We start from the raw sequence: 17,259 nt of genomic DNA, 5'->3' as shown, positions 1-17,259 counted from the left end.
GCGGGCGGCCGATGCCGTGGTCGCCTCGCTTACAACCCGTACGTTTCGCACAGGCGCAGCCACACCTCGCTCACCGTGGGGAAAGCCGGCACCGCGTGCCACAGGCGATCCATGGAGACCTCACCGACGATCGCTATGGTCGCGGCGTGGAGCATCTCGCCGGCGTCGGGGCCCACAAACGTGGCGCCCACGATGACGCGGCGCTCGCGGTCGACCAGCAGATGCGCGCGCCCCGCATAGTCGGGATGGGTGACGCCGGCGCCGGCGGCGGAGGTCAGGTCGACGGCGACCTCGTCGACGTCGCGACCGGCGGCATCGGCCTCGGCGCGGGTAAGTCCCACCCACGCGACCTGCGGGCGGGTGAACACCACCTGGGTCTGCGCTCCGTGGTCGGCGGTGGCGCGTAGCGGGCTCCACGGCGGTGCGTCGGCGACGCGTTCCACGCTCGCGGTCGCGGTCCCGGTACCGGTGTCACCCTCGCCGAAGGAGGCGGCGAGCACGTCGCCGCAAACCCGGGCCTGGTATTTGCCCTGATGCGTGGTGGCGGCCCGGCCCGTGACGTCGCCGCAGGCGTAGAGCCAGGGCGCCTCTCCGCCGGCGTCGTCGCCTCGCGCGGTCAGCACCGCGGTGGTGTCGTCGATAGCGAGAGCCGTGGCCGGGTCGAGCCCCACGCTCTCGAGCCCCACGTCTGCGGTGCGCGGGGTGCGCCCCGTGGCGACCAGGATCTCGGCGGCCGTGACCTGCTGCGCCTCGTCGCCGCCGCCCACGGTCACGGTGACGGTGGTACCGCGACGCTCCACGCGGGTCACGCTGGTGCCCGTGCGGACATCCACGCCTGCCGCGCGCAGGGAGTCGGCCACGGCGGCCCCGGCGAACGGCTCGACGGAGCCCAGCAGCCCGCCGCGGGCGATGAGTGTGACGTGCGAGCCGAGGTCCGCGTACGCGGTCGCCATCTCGCAGCCCACCACGCCCCCGCCGAGGACGATCAGAGACTCAGGCACGGCATCGGCCGCCGTCGCGTCCCTCGACGACCAGGGCGAGGCCTCCGCGAGACCCGGGATGTCCGGCAACACCGGCACCGAGCCGGTCGCGACCACGACCGCGCGACGGGCCTCGAGCGCCCGGGTCGTGGACACGCCCTCGGGCAGTTCACCCGCCGTGACCTCGACGCGCCGCACGCCTGCGAGCCTGCCGTGGCCGCGGATGAGGGTGATGCCGACAGAGGCGAGCCAGTCCTCCTGGCCCTGGTCGTCGCCCTCGCCCGTCACGCGGTCGCGCCACGCGAAGACCTCCGCTGGATCGAGGGGGCCGGGCTCGGGCAGGCCGGGGATCCCCGTCGTGGCGGCGCGTGCGGCGCCGGGCCTGAGCAGTGTCTTCGAGGGCATGCACGCCCAGTACGAGCACTCGCCGCCCACCAGCTCCGCCTCGATGAGGGCGACGCTCAGTCCCCCTCGGCGTGCGCGGTCGGCAGCGTTTTCTCCCACGGGGCCGGCCCCGATGACAATGACGTCGTAGGTCTCCATCCCCGCATCGTCACCCGGACGAGGTGCGAGCGCAAGGCCAAGCAGCGCATCGGCCCTGGAAAGTCCGAGGGCGGCCCCGGCGTCTGCCGGGACCGCCCTGACGGAACTGTGTCGCTTACTCAGCGAGCAGCGCCTGGATGCGGCCCACGCCCTCGGCGAGGTCGGCATCCGCCAGCGCGTAGGACAGGCGTACGTAGCCCGAGGGGCCGAAGGCCTCGCCGGGAACGACCGCGACCTCGGCCTCGTCGAGGATGATCGCGGCGAGCTCCGCGGAGGTGTTCGCGACCTTGCCGCGAATCTCGCGGCCGAGCGCCTCCTCGACGGACGGGTAGGCGTAGAAGGCGCCTTGCGGCACCGGCACCTGGAAGCCGTCAATCGCCGAGAGCATCTCGACCATCGTCTTGCGGCGGCGGTCGAAGGCGACGCGCATGGCCTCGACCTCGTCCATCGGGCCGGTCAGCGCGGCGATCGCGGCGCGCTGGCTGACGTTGGCCACGTTGGAGGTGAGGTGGCTCTGGAAGTTGGTGGCGGCCTCGATGACGTCCGCGGGTCCCTGCATCCAGCCCACGCGCCAGCCGGTCATCGCGAACGTCTTGGCGACGCCGTTGAGGACGATGGTGGTGTCGGCGAGCGCCGGAACCTCGCGCAGGATCGGCGTGAACTGGGCGCCGTCATAGAGGAGGTGCTCGTAGATCTCGTCGGTGATGACCCAGATGCCGTGCTCGAGTGCCCATTCGCCGATCGCCTTCGTCTGCTCCTGCGAGTACACGGCGCCGGTGGGGTTCGAGGGGCTGCAGAACAGCAGTGCCTTGGTGTTCTCGGTACGCGCGGCCTCGAGCTGCTCGACCGTGACGAGGTAGCCCTGGTCGGCGCCCGCGAACACCTCGACGGGGGTTGCGCCCGCGAGCGTGATGGCCTCGGGGTAGGTGGTCCAGTACGGCGCGGGCAGGATGACCTCGTCGCCCGGGTCGAGGATTGCGGCGAAGGCCTGGAACACCGCCTGCTTGCCGCCGTTGGTGACGAGCACGCTGGCGGGGTCCACCTCGTAGCCCGAGTCACGCTTGGTCTTGTCCGCGATGGCCTGCTTCAGCTCGGGAAGACCCGCCGCGGGCGTGTAGCGGTGGTTCTTGGGGTCGCGGGCGGCCTCCACGGCAGCCTCGACGATGTGCGCGGGCGTGGGGAAATCGGGCTCACCTGCTCCGAAGCCGATCACCGGGCGGCCGGCGGCCTTGAGGGCCTTGGCCTTGGCGTCGACGGCGAGGGTGGCGGACGGCGCGATGGCGCCGAGGCGGGCGGAGACGCGGCTGGAGGAGGTCATACGAGCATTGTTCCACGCGTGCGCGAGGGCCCGCACGCGAGCTTCGCCCCACCCCGGCAGCGCCCTCTTCCGGCAGCCCCGCCCGTCACCTTCCCGGTCGCCGGGCTGGAGTGCAGATGGTGGCGTTCGCGCCCGTCAGAACTCTCTGATGACGGGCTCGTGCGTCGAGGAGTTGTCCACAGAAGGCGCCTCGGAGGCCCGGCCGTGCCCTGAGCGCGGCAACGTAGACCCATGGAGGTCACCCAGGCGCTGCGAGCATGTGGGGGTGTGGCTCGCCTCCGTGACCTGGTGGCGCTCGGGTGCACGCGTCACGACGTCTCGGTCGCGCGTGGGGCAGGGGAGATCGTCGACGTCGCACGGGGACTGGTCTCGCTGCCGGGCACGGGTATCGAACGCCTCGCCGCGGCTCGGCTTCACGGCACGCTCACGTGCACCACCGCGCTCGGACAGCGCGGGGTTGCCGTCCTCCACTCTCCGCAGTTCACGTGTGTCGAGGTGGACCGCGCGAGCGGCGCGGCCAGCCGTCGGCCGGACGGCGTGCGCCTGCACTTCCGCACGGGCGCTCCCACGCCTCGCCGTGCCATGAGAGTAGCGCCGGTTCCCGAGGCGCTCGATGCTGCGGGGTCATGTCTCGATGAACGCGAGCACCTCGTGGCGGTCGACTCGGCACTCCACCAAGGCCTGGTCCGGCCAGACCAGATCGCCGCCTTCACCCGAGCGACGCGTCGTCGCCGCGAATGGCTCCTCGCCCATATGGATGGCCGGGCAGAGTCGCCGCCGGAAACCCTCGCCCGCCTCGACTTGGCACGCGCGGGCATTGCCGTCCATCCGCAGCGCTACGTCGAGGGCGTGGGACGCGTGGACCTCGTCGCCGGTGACCGTGCGGTGGTGGAGGTCGACGGCCGCCAGCATCACGATAACCCGGCGGCATTCCAGCGGGACCGATATCGTGACCGCGAGCTGTTGCGGCGCGGATACGTTGTCTTGCGGTTCACCTATCGCGATCTGTGTGGCGCCGCGCCGATCAGCGTGGCGGACGCCGTGCGTGCCGCTCTGGCTGCCGCCCGCACGCCCAGCCCGTCACCGCGCTGATTGCCGGGTGCGACTGCAGATTTCGGCGCACCGGCCCGTCAATGCGAGAATTGTCGGGCTGGACGGCTGGACGGCTGGAGGGCTGGACGGCTGGACGGCTCGATGTCTGGACAGCCGGGCGATGGATGCGCAGAGGTGCCCCGCACCCCGGGTTCGCTTTTCCGGGCGAGAACCCGTACCATTGCAGTTCGGCGATTGACGATCCCGATGATGACCCGCGCCCTGGCGCCGGCCCATCGCTCGGCAGTCAAGAAGCCAACGGAGGTCCCAACGCCTCCGGAGGGTAGTGGCGCAATTGGTAGCGCATCGGTCTCCAAAACCGACGGTTGGGGGTTCGAGTCCCTCCTACCCTGCTGGGCACGGCGAGAGTCGTGCACCCGTACACACCCCCGATTCCGAGCAAAGGACTTCCTGGTGAGCGAATCTGCCGTGACGGATTCCGGAGAGAGGGACCCGCGGCACGAAAGCCGCGAGGGCCTGAGCATCTTCGGACGCATCGCGCTGTTCGTCCGCCAGGTGATCTCCGAGCTCAAGCGGGTGGTGACCCCCACCCGCGAGGAACTGATCCGTTACATCTGGATCGTCCTGGGGTTCGTGGCCGTGATGATGCTGTTGGTCTTCGTGCTCGACCTCGGGTTCGGATCACTGTCCGCGTGGGTGTTCGGCGGCTAGGTGCCGCACAACGAAACTAGGAAGTGGTGACTCGTGAGTGACGACAAGCTCGACGCGGCCGGCGACAAGCTGGACGCCCTCGTAGCCGACATCGCCGAGGCGACCGACCGCGCCCAGGCGGCGGCGGACGCGCCCGTCGAAGAGGAGACCCCTGCGGTCGACGAGGCGCAGCTGTCCGACGCCCCCGAGGACACCCTCATCGACGACGACGACGACACCATCCCGTCCGACGACGACATCGAGGCTGCCGAAGAGGCCGCCGTCGAGCTCGAGGACGAGTCCGCCGAGGTTCCCGCCCCGGTCGACCCCATCGAGGAGTTCAAGGCTCAACTGCGCATGCAGGAGGGTGACTGGTACGTCATCCACAGCTACTCGGGTCACGAGAAGCGCGTGAAGCAGTCGATCGAGCACCGTCGCGAGAGCCTCCACCAGGAAGACTTCATCTTCCAGGTTGAGGTCCCGATGGAAGAGGTCGCCGAGATCAAGAACGGCCAGCGCAAGCTGGTCACCCGCGTCCGGATGCCCGGATACGTCCTGGTGCGCATGTACCTCACGGATGAGTCCTGGGGCACCGTGCGCAACACCCCCGGTGTGACGGGCTTCGTGGGTCACGCCCACCAGCCCGTGCCACTGACGCCCGACGAGGTGTACGCGATGCTCGCCCCCCAGGAGGGCGCCGACGCCACGTCCGAGGAGCCGACGCAGAGCAAGGCTGCGGCCGTCGAGGTTGACTTTGTGGTGGGCGAGTCCATCACCGTCATCGATGGCCCGTTCGCCACCCTGCCCGGCACCATCTCCGAGATCTCCGTGGAGTCCCAGAAGCTCCAGGTTCTCGTCTCCATCTTCGGCCGGGAGACCCCGGTCGAGCTGGCGTTCACGCAGGTCACCAAGATCTGACGCTGATCCCAGCACCCACGGCGGCAGCCAGCCGCCCCCAGCAACAGAAGGACCCGAAACATGGCAGCCCCTAAGAAGAAGGTCGCTGGTCTGATCAAGCTTCAGATCCAGGCCGGCGCCGCGAACCCCGCTCCGCCCGTTGGACCCGCGCTGGGTCAGCACGGCGTGAACATCATGGAGTTCTGCAAGGCCTACAACGCGGCCACCGAGTCGCAGCGTGGCAACGTGATTCCCGTGGAGATCACGGTCTACGAAGACCGTTCCTTCACGTTCATCACGAAGACCCCGCCGGCCGCAGAGCTCATCAAGAAGGCCGCAGGCGTCCCCAAGGGCTCCGGCACCCCGCACACCACCAAGGTCGGCACGCTGACCGAGGCCCAGGTGCGCGAGATCGCCGAGCAGAAGATGGCCGACCTCAACGCCAACGACATCGACGCCGCTGCGAAGATCATCGCCGGCACCGCCCGCTCCATGGGCATCACGGTCTCCTAAAGACCGCAAGAAACATCAGTGGGAGGGGTCGCGCTGACCCGCCACCACGACTGCAAAGGAAGAAGCAGATGACCAAGCGCTCCAAGGCTTACCGCGACGCAGCTCAGCTCGTCGACCGTAGCCAGCTCTACACCCCGCTCGAGGCCGTGCGCCTCGCGCAGAAGACTGCCTCGAAGAACACCGACTCGACCATCGACGTCGTGTTCAAGCTGGGCGTCGACCCCCGTCACGCGGACCAGGCCGTCCGTTCGACCACCATCCTGCCTCACGGCACCGGCAAGACCGCTCGGGTCCTGGTCTTCGCCAACGGTGACAAGGCAGAAGCCGCACGTGAGGCCGGTGCCGACATCGTCGGCGGCGACGAGCTCATCGACGAGGTTCAGGGCGGACGCCAGGACTTCGACGCTGTGGTCGCCACGCCCGACCTCATGGGCAAGGTCGGCCGCCTCGGCCGCGTGCTCGGCCCCCGTGGCCTCATGCCGAACCCCAAGACCGGCACCGTGACGATGGACGTGGCCAAGGCCGTGTCCGACATCAAGGGCGGAAAGATCGAGTTCCGCGTCGACAAGCACGCCAACCTTCACTCGGTGATCGGTAAGGCGTCGTTCGGCGACGAGAAGCTGCTCGAGAACTTCCAGGCCGTTCTCGACGAGGTCCAGCGTGTGAAGCCGTCCGCCTCGAAGGGCCGCTACATCATCAAGGCCGCGATCTCCGCGACCCAGGGCCCCGGCATCCCCGTCGACGCCCTCGCCAAGATCGAGAAGTAGAGCAGGCACACCAGACGCACTCGCGCGAGGCCCGGTGACCCCGGACTGAGCGTCAGAGAGCACGCGACCGCCCTCGCCCCCCACCGGGGACCTGGCGCGTCGCCCGGCCCGGCTGGCCGTCCCACTGGACGGACAGCCGGGTCATCTCCTTTTGGGCGGCCGATGCGACGGCTGGCCTTCGTACGAAGCCCAGCCACGGCATCGGCCGCCTCAAGGAGACACCACTCGAAAAGTGGTGTAAGATTTTCAACGCCCAAGACCGCCGGTTGTCAGGAAAGCGCAAGCGATCCCGACCGAAGTCCCGCAACAGCGGAGGCCAGCGCAGGTGAACTGAGAAGCGTCATATGACGCAGCCCAGCCCCGCCTGCGCGGGGCTTTTCTGTTGTCCGGGGTAGGCCGTCTCCGCAAGGAGGCGCCGACGGTCACCCGAAGGAAGGACACCCCATGGCGACGCCAGACAAGGTGGCAGCAGTCAAGGAGCTCGCGGACCAGTTCCGTGACGCCTCGGCTGTCGTTGTCACCGAGTACCGCGGCCTTTCGGTGCCGCAGCTCGCTGAGCTGCGCACCAAGCTCCGCGGCGCCGCGACCTACGTGGTCGCGAAGAACACTCTGACGGCGCTCGCGGCCAAGGATGCCGGCGTGGAAGGTCTCGACGACCTCTTCGTTGGTCCCACGGCCATTGCATTCATCACCGGTGACCCGGTGGAGGCTGCAAAGGGTCTGAAGGGTTTTGCCAAGGAGAACGACAAGCTCGTCATCAAGGGCGGCGTTCTCGAAGGCAACGTGCTCTCCGCTGAGGAGATCAACAAGCTCGCAGACCTCGAGTCCCGTGAAGTGCTGCTCGCGAAGGCGGCGGGTGCCATGCAGGCCTCGCTCGTCAACGCCGCATACATGTTCCAGGCACCGCTGTCCAAGGCAGCGCGCGCCGTCGACGCCCTGCGTGCCAAGCAGGGAGACGCGGCCTAAGGGCCGCTACCCCCATCTCCACCCTCTGCTCTCACGCAGCAAAAAGTTAGGAAACCATCATGGCTAAGCTCACCACCGAAGAGCTCATCGAGCAGTTCAAGGAGCTCTCGCTCATCGAGCTGTCGGAGTTCGTGAAGGCGTTCGAGGAGACCTTCGACGTCACCGCCGCCGCCCCCGCCGCCGTTGCCGTGGCCGCCGCCCCCGCGGGCGAGGCCGAGGCCGTTGAGGAGAAGGACGAGTTCGACGTCATCCTCACCGCCGTTGGCGACAAGAAGATCCAGGTCATCAAGGAGGTGCGCGCACTCACGTCGCTCGGCCTCGGCGAGGCCAAGGCGCTCGTGGACGAGGCCCCCAAGGCCGTCCTCGAGGGCGCCAAGAAGGAAGACGCGGAGAAGGCGAAGGAACAGCTCGAGGCTGCCGGCGCCACCGTCGAGCTCAAGTAAGCTCACCCCTTTTTGCACGCGGGCCGGGTCTCCCTTCGGGGAGGCCCGGCCTTCGTCGTTTTCCCCACGGCCGATGCCGTGGCCGGGTCCCGCGTGGGTGGCTGCCCGGGCGCGGTGACGGGGGAGAAGCGAGGTCGTTGGTACGCTCGTACGCAGCGAAAGCGTTCCGGAGCCGTTGCGATGTGGCAACGCCCGGCGAGTCGGCTTGCGCCATTGGACATTTTGTTTGGCGGCGAGTACGCTCTTGCTTTGCGCTGTCTATTGCCCTGCCCTCAGATGCCTACCCGGCGCGCCACCGCTCCATAGCGGTTTGGCCCCGGGATCCGGTGGAGCTGCGGCTTGTGACTCGCGACACGCACGCTACAAAAAGGGAAGGACCCGCCCTTGGCTGCTTCGCGCACCCCCTCGGCTACCTCCATCGCTAACCGTTCCGCGTCCCCCCGTATTTCGTTCGCCTCGATCGCCGAGCCGATCGAGGTCCCGAACCTCCTGGGGATCCAGACCGAGAGCTTCGACTGGCTCATCGGCAACGAGACGTGGAAGGGCCGCGTGGCCGCGGCTCAGAAGGACGGCCGCGATGACGTCCCGGAGATCGCCGGTCTGCAGGAGGTCTTCGAAGAGATCTCGCCGATCGAGGACTTCGGTCAGACCATGTCCCTCAGCTTCTCGGACCCGTACTTCGAGGAGCCCCGCAACACTCCCGAGGAGTGCAAGGAGAAGGACTTCACGTACGCCGCTCAGCTGTTCGTCACTGCTGAGTTCATGAACAACACCACGGGCGAGATCAAGTCCCAGACGGTGTTCATGGGCGACTTCCCGCTCATGACCCCCAAGGGCACGTTCATCGTCAACGGCACCGAGCGCGTCGTCGTGTCGCAGCTGGTCCGTTCGCCCGGCGTGTACTTCGAGCGCACCGCCGACAAGACGTCGGACAAGGACATCTTCACCGCGAAGGTCATCCCCTCGCGTGGCGCCTGGCTCGAGTTCGAGATCGACAAGCGTGACGCCGTCGGCGTGCGCGTGGACCGCAAGCGCAAGCAGCCCGTCACCCTGTTCCTCAAGGCCCTCGGTATGTCCGACGAGGCCATCGCGTCGGAGTTCAAGGACTTCCCCGCGCTGCTCGACACCCTCGAGAAGGACACCGTCCACTCGCAGGAAGAGGCGCTCGTCGACCTCTACCGCAAGCTCCGTCCGGGCGAGCCGCCCACGGTCGAGGCCGGTCAGAACCTGCTGGACAACTTCTACTTCAACCCCAAGCGCTACGACCTTGCCAAGGTGGGCCGCTTCAAGCTGAACAAGAAGCTCAAGGTCGGCAAGGCCCTCGGCGACTCGGTGCTGTCGCTCGACGACATCGTCGCCACCGTCAAGTACACGCTCGCCGCGCACGCCGGTCACGCCACCTTCGAGTCGCTCGCGGGCGAGGTCGAGGTCGAGACCGACGACATCGACCACTTCGGCAACCGTCGCATCCGCGCCGTGGGCGAGCTGGTCCAGAACCAGATCCGCACAGGCCTGTCGCGCATGGAGCGCGTGGTGCGCGAGCGCATGACGACTCAGGACGTCGAGGCAATCACGCCCCAGACCCTGATCAACACGCGCCCCGTCGTGGCCGCGATCCGTGAGTTCTTCGGCACCTCGCAGCTGTCGCAGTTCATGGACCAGAACAACCCGCTGGCCGGCCTGACGAACAAGCGTCGTCTGTCTGCGCTGGGCCCGGGTGGTCTGTCCCGTGACCGTGCCGGCATGGAGGTCCGTGACGTTCACCCGTCGCACTACGGCCGCATGTGCCCCATCGAGACCCCTGAAGGCCCGAACATTGGCCTGATCGGCGCGCTCGCGACCTACGGTCGCGTGAACCCGCTCGGCTTCGTCGAGACCCCGTACCGCAAGGTCATCAAGGGTCAGGTCTCGGACAAGATCGACTACCTGACCGCGGACGACGAGGACCACTACGTCATCGCGCAGGCCAACGCGGCCCTTGACGACGACAACTCGTTCGCCGAGGAGCGCGTCCTGGTCCGCTCGAAGGGTGGCGAGGTCGAGTTCGTGCCGCGCGACGCCGTGGACTACATGGACGTCTCGCCGCGCCAGATGGTGTCGGTTGCGACCGCGCTGATCCCGTTCCTCGAGCACGACGACGCGAACCGCGCCCTCATGGGTGCGAACATGCAGCGTCAGGCCGTGCCGCTGGTGCGTGCCGACGCCCCGCTCGTGGGTACCGGCATGGAGCGCCGCGCGGCGGTTGACGCCGGTGACGTGGTCGTCGCGACCAAGGCCGGTGTGGTCACCGAGGTCAGCGCCGAGCTGATCACCGTCGCCAACGACGACGGCACCACGGGCTCGTACCGTGCGGCCAAGTTCCAGCGCTCGAACCAGGGCACCAACTACAACCAGCGCGTGCTGGTGGACGAGGGTGACCAGGTTGTCCCCGGCTCCGTCCTCGCGGACGGCCCGTCGACCGACGAGGGCGAGCTGTCGCTCGGCCGCAACCTCCTCGTCGCGTTCATGTGCTGGGAGGGTCACAACTACGAGGACGCGATCATCCTCTCGCAGCGCATCGTGCAGGACGACGACCTCACCTCGATCCACATCGAGGAGCACGAGGTTGACGCCCGCGACACGAAGCTCGGTCCCGAGGAGATCACCCGCGACATCCCCAACGCCTCCGAGGAGGTGCTGGCCGATCTCGACGAGCGCGGCATCATCCGCATCGGCGCCGAGGTCCGTGCGGGCGACATCCTGGTCGGTAAGGTCACCCCGAAGGGTGAGACCGAGCTGACCCCCGAGGAGCGCCTGCTGCGCGCGATCTTCGGCGAGAAGGCCCGCGAGGTGCGCGACACGTCGCTCAAGGTTCCCCACGGCGAGTCCGGCACCGTCATCGGTGTGCGCGTGTTCACCGAGGAGGACGGCGACGACCTGCCCGCAGGCGTGAACCAGCTGGTGCGCGTCTACATTGCTCAGCGCCGCAAGATCTCCGAGGGTGACAAGCTCGCCGGTCGTCACGGCAACAAGGGCGTCATCTCGACGATCCTGCCCGTCGAGGACATGCCGTTCCTCGAGGACGGCACTCCCGTCGACGTGATCCTGAACCCGCTGGGCGTGCCCGGCCGCATGAACGTCGGTCAGGTCCTCGAGACCCACACCGGCTGGGTGGCCAAGCACGGCTGGGACGCGACGGAGTCGACCGAGGAGTGGGCCAAGAAGCTGCCCGAGGCCGCCAAGAAGTCGGCCCCCGGCACGCCTGTGGCGACCCCGGTGTTCGATGGTCTCGAGGAGAACACGCTCATCAACCTCCGCACGGTCATCAACCCCAACCGCGACGGCGACCGCCTGGTCGACGAGAACGGCAAGGCGCGACTGTTCGACGGCCGTACCGGTGAGCCGTTCCCCGAGCCCGTGGCCGTGGGTTACAAGTACATCCTGAAGCTCCACCACCTGGTCGACGACAAGATCCACGCGCGTTCGACCGGTCCGTACTCGATGATCACCCAGCAGCCGCTCGGCGGTAAGGCCCAGTTCGGTGGCCAGCGCTTCGGTGAGATGGAGGTGTGGGCCCTCGAGGCATACGGCGCCGCCTACGCGCTGCAGGAGCTGCTCACCATCAAGTCGGACGACGTCGTCGGCCGCGTGAAGGTGTACGAGGCCATCGTCAAGGGCCAGAACATCCCCGACCCGGGCCTGCCCGAGTCGTTCCGGGTGCTCATGAAGGAGATGCAGTCCCTGTGCCTGAACGTCGAGGTCCTGAACCAGGAGGGTCAGGTCATCGAGATGCGCGACAACGAGGATGACGCGTACCAGGCTGCCGAGTCGCTCGGTATCTCCCTGTCCAGCCGCCCGGACGCCTCCAGCGTCGACGAGATCTGAGAGAAGGAACCTGAATGTTCGACGTGAACGAATTCGGCGACCTGCGCATCGGCCTGGCGACCGCGGAAGAGATCCGCAACTGGTCGCACGGCGAGGTGAAGAAGCCCGAGACGATCAACTACCGCACGCTCAAGCCTGAAAAGGACGGCCTGTTCTGCGAGAAGATCTTCGGCCCTACCCGTGACTGGGAGTGTGGCTGTGGCAAGTACAAGCGCGTGCGCTACCGCGGCATCGTCTGTGAGCGCTGCGGCGTCGAGGTGACCCGCTCGCGCGTGCGCCGTGAGCGCATGGGCCACATCGAGCTGGCCGCCCCCGTGACCCACATCTGGTACTTCAAGGGTGTGCCGTCGCGACTGGGCTACCTGCTCGACCTCGCGCCCAAGGACCTGGAGAAGGTCATCTACTTCGCGGCCTACATGGTCACCGAGGTGGACGAGGAGGCGCGTCACCGCGACCTGCCCGAGCTGCGCAACGAGATCGAGAACGAGAAGAAGTACCTCGCGAACCAGCGCGACGTGGACATCAACAACCGCGCCGAGAAGCTGGAGAAGGACCTCGCCGAGCTCGAGGCCGAGGGTGCCAAGGCCGACGTGAAGCGCAAGGTCAAGGACGGCGCGGAGCGCGAGATGGCGACGCTGCGCAAGCGCGCGGACGCCGAGATCGACCGCCTCGACCAGGTCTTCGACCGCTTCACCGGACTCAAGGTCCAGGACCTTGAGGGCGACGAGCTGCTCTACCGCGAGCTGCAGCGCCGCTACGGCCCCTACTTCAAGGGCTCGATGGGTGCCGAGGCCATTCAGAAGCGTCTCGAGGACTTCGACCTCGAGGCCGAGGCCGAGAACCTGCGCGACATCATCGCCAACGGCAAGGGCCAGCGCAAGACCCGCGCGCTCAAGCGCCTCAAGGTGGTCAACGCGTTCCTCACGACCACCAACAGCCCCACGGGCATGGTGCTGAACGCCGTTCCGGTCATCCCGCCGGACCTGCGTCCGATGGTGCAGCTGGACGGTGGCCGCTTCGCGACCTCCGACCTCAACGACCTGTACCGTCGCGTGATCAACCGCAACAACCGCCTCAAGCGACTGATGGACCTGGGTGCGCCCGACATCATCGTGAACAACGAGAAGCGCATGCTTCAGGAGGCCGTCGACGCGCTGTTCGACAACGGCCGTCGTGGTCGCCCTGTCACGGGCCCCGGCAACCGCCCCCTCAAGTCCATCTCGGACATGCTGAAGGGTAAGCAGGGTCGTTTCCGTCAGAACCTGCTGGGCAAGCGCGTCGACTACTCGGGCCGTTCGGTCATCGTTGTCGGCCCCCAGCTGAAGCTGCACCAGTGTGGTCTGCCCAAGCAGATGGCGCTCGAGCTGTTCAAGCCGTTCGTGATGAAGCGTCTCGTGGAGCTCAACCACGCGCAGAACATCAAGTCGGCCAAGCGCATGGTCGAGCGTTCGCGCCCCGAGGTCTGGGACGTGCTGGAAGAGGTCATCACCGAGCACCCCGTGCTGCTCAACCGTGCCCCCACCCTGCACCGCCTGGGTATCCAGGCGTTCGAGCCCCAGCTGGTCGAGGGCAAGGCCATCCACCTGCACCCGCTCGTCTGCGGCGCGTTCAACGCCGACTTCGACGGTGACCAGATGGCCGTGCACCTGCCCCTGTCGGCAGAGGCGCAGGCCGAGGCCCGTGTGCTGATGCTCTCGAGCAACAACATCCTCAAGCCGTCGGACGGCCGCCCGGTGACCATGCCCTCGCAGGACATGATCATCGGTCTGTACCACCTGTCGCTGCTGAAGGACGACGTCAAGGGCGAGGGCCTGGCCTTTACCTCGACGTCCGAGGCGCGCATGGCGTTCGACGCGGGCGAGATCGACCTCAACGCGCTCATCAAGCTGCGCGTCGATGGCGACACCGTCCCGCCGGTGGGCTTCGAGCTGCCCGAGGGTTACGAGGCCGGACAGCCGTTCGTCCTCGAGACCACGCTGGGCCGCGCGCTGTTCAACGAGACGCTGCCCGTGTCCTACCCGTACGTGAACCGCAACGTCGACAAGAAGGTGCTGGGCGACATCGTCAACACCCTTGCCGAGCGTTACCCCAAGGTCGAGGTCGCGGAGTCGCTGGACGCCCTCAAGGCGGCCGGCTTCCACTGGGCCACGCGCTCGGGTGTCACGATCGGTATCGGCGACGTGGCGATGCCCTCGCAGAAGCAGGCGATCCTGGAGCGTTACGAGGCTCAGGCGGAGAAGGTCCAGGTCCAGTATGAGACCGGTCTGATCACCGACGACGAGCGCCGTCAGGAGCTCATCGAGATCTGGACCCAGGCCACCAACGAGGTCGACCGTGCCATGCGTGAGTCGTTCCCCAAGCACAACACCGTCCACACCATGGTCGGTTCCGGTGCGCGTGGTAACTGGATGCAGGTCCGTCAGATCGCGGGTATGCGAGGCCTCGTGGCCAACCCGAAGGGTGAGATCATCCCGCGTCCGATCAAGTCGAACTACCGCGAGGGCCTGTCGGTCCTCGAGTACTTCATCGCGACCCACGGTGCCCGTAAGGGTCTGGCCGACACCGCGCTGCGTACCGCCGACTCGGGTTACCTGACCCGTCGTCTGGTGGACGTGTCGCAGGACGTCATCGTGCGCGAGGAGGACTGCGGCACCGAGCGCGGCCTGGCGATGCCCATCGTCGAGACCACCGCGACCGGTGAGACGGTCAAGCACGAGCGCGTGGAGACCTCGGTCTTTGCCCGCACGCTCGCGACCGACGTGCTCGACGCCGACGGCAACGTGGTGGGTCAGGCCGGCGCCGACATCGGCGACGTGCTGATCGACAACCTCATCGGCCACGGCATCACCGAGGTCAAGGTCCGTTCGGTCCTCACCTGTGAGTCCGCCGTCGGTACCTGCGCCAAGTGCTACGGCCGCTCGCTCGCGACCCGTGAGCTCGTCGACATCGGCGAGGCCGTCGGTATCGTCGCGGCGCAGTCGATCGGTGAGCCCGGTACCCAGCTGACGATGCGTACGTTCCACACCGGTGGTGTGGCGTCCGCGGATGACATCACGCAGGGTCTGCCGCGTGTCCAGGAGCTCTTCGAGGCCCGTACCCCCAAGGGTGAGGCCCCGATCTCCGAGGTCGCCGGCACGCTCAAGGTCGACGACTCGGAGGCCACGCGCCGCCTGGTCGTGACGCCCGACAACGGCGACGAGCCGTTCGAGTACCCCGTCACCAAGCGTTCGCGCCTCCTGGTTCAGGACGGCGAGCACGTCGAGGTGGGCCAGCAGCTGGTCGCCGGTGCGGTGGACCCGAAGAGCGTCCTGCGCATCCTCGGTCCCCGTGCCACGCAGAAGCACCTGGTCGACGAGGTACAGAACGTGTACCGCTCGCAGGGTGTGGAGATCCACGACAAGCACATCGAGGTCATCGTGCGCCAGATGCTGCGTCGCGTGACCGTGCTGGACTCGGGCGACTCCCCGCTGCTGCCGGGAGAGCTGGCCGAGCGTGCGCGCTTCGAGAAGGCCAACCGTGAGACCGTGACGAAGGGCGGCAAGCCGGCATCGGCCCGTCCCGAGCTCATGGGTATCACCAAGGCGTCGCTCGCGACCGAGTCGTGGCTGTCGGCGGCCTCCTTCCAGGAGACCACGCGCGTCCTCACCGAGGCCGCGATGTCCGGCAAGTCCGACCCGCTGGTCGGCCTCAAGGAGAACGTCATCCTCGGAAAGCTGATCCCCGCCGGTACCGGTCTGCACCAGTACCGCACGGCGACGGTCGAGCCGACCGAGGAGGCCAAGGCCAACCTGTTCCCGACCTTCGGGTACGAGGAGTGGGACGGCCAGTTCTTCTCGGAGGGCACCGGCGAGGCCGTGCCGCTCGAGGAGTTCGACCTCCCGCGCGACTAAGCGCCTGACGCATCAGGGCCCGGTCACTCTTCGGGGTGGCCGGGCCCTCGTGCGTGTTCCTGGCTGCACCCCACGGCCCCCGCGGTGTCACGACGACGGCCGATGCGGACGTCACCATCCGCTTGTGGCGCACCTCATACCCACCCGGCCACCGCATCGTCCCTGCTAAGCACGCAGGAGTCGGATCTCTCATAGCAGCGCCACGGCTTCTGTTCGCGCATACCGCTCGGCGTGTCTACAATAGATGGGGCCGATCCGGCCGCACGGGTGTCGCCACCCACACGAGGGCTCGACGGCCCAGGCTTTGACGCCTACGCGTACGGCGAGTATTGTTGATACTCGTGCCCGCGACGTCGGGCCCCTATGCGTGCCCTTCCGGGTGCCGCAAGTAGAAGGTGCGACACGCCCGGGCGCGGGGGTCGGACCACCACGAGTTTCGTCCACCGATCAAACGGAGAAGTAGTGCCTACGATTCAGCAGCTGGTTCGAAAGGGCCGGCACCCTAAGGCCAGCAAGACCAAGACGCCGGCCCTGAAGTCCAGCCCCCAGCGTCGTGGAGTGTGCACCCGCGTGTACACCACCACGCCGAAGAAGCCGAACTCGGCACTGCGCAAGGTCGCCCGTGTGCGCCTGTCCAGCGGCATCGAGGTCACCGCGTACATCCCCGGTGAGGGCCACAACCTGCAGGAGCACTCGATCGTGCTCGTCCGCGGTGGTCGTGTGAAGGACCTCCCCGGTGTGCGCTACAAGATCGTCCGCGGCTCGCTCGACACCCAGGGTGTCAAGGGCCGCCAGCAGGCTCGCAGCCGTTACGGCGCGAAGAGGGAGAAGAAGTAATGCCTCGCAAGGGACCGGCCCCTAAGCGGCCCATCATCAACGACCCCGTTCACGGCGCCCCGATCGTCACGCAGCTCATCAACAAGGTGCTGCTCGACGGCAAGAAGTCGACCGCTGAGGCGATCGTCTACGGTGCCCTCGAGGGTGTCGCGGAGAAGTCCGGCCAGGACGCCGTGACCGTGCTCAAGCGTGCGCTCGACAACATCCGTCCCGCCCTTGAGGTCCGCAGCCGCCGCGTCGGTGGCGCGACCTACCAGGTGCCGGTCGACGTGCGTCCGACCCGCTCGACCACGCTCGCGCTGCGCTGGCTCGTCGACTTCTCGCGCGCTCGCCGTGAGAAGACCATGACCGAGCGTCTGATGAACGAGATCCTCGACGCCTCGAACGGCCTCGGCGCCGCTGTCAAGCGTCGCGAGGACATGCACAAGATGGCCGAGTCGAACAAGGCGTTCGCGCACTACCGCTGGTAGTCGCTGCCCTGTTCTGACGGACAACCCA

The 17,259-nt window shown here is 67.7% G+C and carries 13 protein-coding genes and 1 tRNA gene; 12 read left to right on the top strand and 2 right to left on the bottom strand.

What is annotated here, in order from left to right; genetic code table 11:
• Positions 1-29 precede the first annotated feature (29 nt).
• Both B7K20_RS09805 and B7K20_RS09800 read right to left on the bottom strand, forming a co-directional pair.
• Positions 30-1,523, bottom strand: a complete 1,494-nt coding sequence (locus B7K20_RS09805) for an NAD(P)/FAD-dependent oxidoreductase (protein WP_084102346.1) — start codon at positions 1,521-1,523, stop codon at positions 30-32.
• Between the two features lie 115 nt (positions 1,524-1,638).
• A complete protein-coding gene (locus B7K20_RS09800; protein WP_084102345.1) occupies positions 1,639-2,841 on the bottom strand; it encodes a pyridoxal phosphate-dependent aminotransferase in 1,203 nt (400 codons plus the stop codon).
• A gap of 267 nt (positions 2,842-3,108) precedes the next feature.
• Between B7K20_RS09800 and B7K20_RS09795 the strand changes: the two genes are divergently transcribed.
• The 12 genes from B7K20_RS09795 (at position 3,109) to rpsG (ending at position 17,231) form a co-directional block, all read left to right on the top strand.
• Entirely contained in the window at positions 3,109-3,933 is an 825-nt protein-coding gene (locus B7K20_RS09795) for an endonuclease domain-containing protein (protein ID WP_159449384.1), read from the top strand.
• 280 nt (positions 3,934-4,213) lie between these two features.
• Positions 4,214-4,286: transfer RNA gene (locus B7K20_RS09790), tRNA-Trp, on the top strand.
• Positions 4,287-4,347: 61 nt separating this feature from the next.
• Positions 4,348-4,605: a preprotein translocase subunit SecE gene (gene secE / locus B7K20_RS09785; protein WP_084102343.1), complete on the top strand. Its 258-nt coding sequence runs from the start codon at positions 4,348-4,350 to the stop codon at positions 4,603-4,605.
• Between the two features lie 33 nt (positions 4,606-4,638).
• Positions 4,639-5,502, top strand: coding sequence for a transcription termination/antitermination protein NusG (gene nusG, locus B7K20_RS09780; protein WP_084102342.1), 864 nt, complete (start codon positions 4,639-4,641; stop codon positions 5,500-5,502).
• A 60-nt stretch (positions 5,503-5,562) separates the two neighbouring features.
• Positions 5,563-5,994 carry a 50S ribosomal protein L11 gene (gene rplK, locus B7K20_RS09775; RefSeq protein ID WP_084102341.1) on the top strand — a complete coding sequence of 144 codons (432 nt, stop codon included), beginning with the start codon at positions 5,563-5,565 and terminating at the stop codon, positions 5,992-5,994.
• 68 nt (positions 5,995-6,062) lie between these two features.
• Complete coding sequence (gene rplA, locus B7K20_RS09770; RefSeq protein ID WP_084102340.1) at positions 6,063-6,761, top strand: 50S ribosomal protein L1; 699 nt, start codon at positions 6,063-6,065, stop codon at positions 6,759-6,761.
• A 444-nt stretch (positions 6,762-7,205) separates the two neighbouring features.
• Positions 7,206-7,727, top strand: coding sequence for a 50S ribosomal protein L10 (gene rplJ / locus B7K20_RS09765; RefSeq protein ID WP_084102339.1), 522 nt, complete (start codon positions 7,206-7,208; stop codon positions 7,725-7,727).
• A 59-nt stretch (positions 7,728-7,786) separates the two neighbouring features.
• Positions 7,787-8,170: a 50S ribosomal protein L7/L12 gene (rplL, locus tag B7K20_RS09760; protein WP_084102338.1), complete on the top strand. Its 384-nt coding sequence runs from the start codon at positions 7,787-7,789 to the stop codon at positions 8,168-8,170.
• Positions 8,171-8,554: 384 nt separating this feature from the next.
• On the top strand, positions 8,555-12,034 hold the full coding sequence (gene rpoB, locus B7K20_RS09755; RefSeq protein ID WP_084102337.1) for a DNA-directed RNA polymerase subunit beta: 3,480 nt from the start codon (positions 8,555-8,557) through the stop codon (positions 12,032-12,034).
• A gap of 14 nt (positions 12,035-12,048) precedes the next feature.
• On the top strand, positions 12,049-15,924 hold the full coding sequence (locus B7K20_RS09750) for a DNA-directed RNA polymerase subunit beta' (RefSeq protein ID WP_084102336.1): 3,876 nt from the start codon (positions 12,049-12,051) through the stop codon (positions 15,922-15,924).
• 462 nt (positions 15,925-16,386) lie between these two features.
• Positions 16,387-16,761, top strand: coding sequence for a 30S ribosomal protein S12 (rpsL, locus tag B7K20_RS09745; RefSeq protein ID WP_084077292.1), 375 nt, complete (start codon positions 16,387-16,389; stop codon positions 16,759-16,761).
• Positions 16,761-17,231, top strand: coding sequence for a 30S ribosomal protein S7 (rpsG, locus tag B7K20_RS09740; protein WP_084102335.1), 471 nt, complete (start codon positions 16,761-16,763; stop codon positions 17,229-17,231). Before rpsL ends, rpsG begins: the two co-directional genes overlap by 1 nt.
• The last annotated feature ends 28 nt before the right edge of the window (positions 17,232-17,259 follow it).

Source organism: Demequina sp. NBRC 110051 (genome assembly GCF_002090055.1).
Classification (GTDB): Bacteria; Actinomycetota; Actinomycetes; order Actinomycetales; family Demequinaceae; genus Demequina.
The sequence above is the reverse complement of the archived record's forward strand: the minus strand, read 5'-3'. Positions and strand labels throughout refer to the sequence as shown.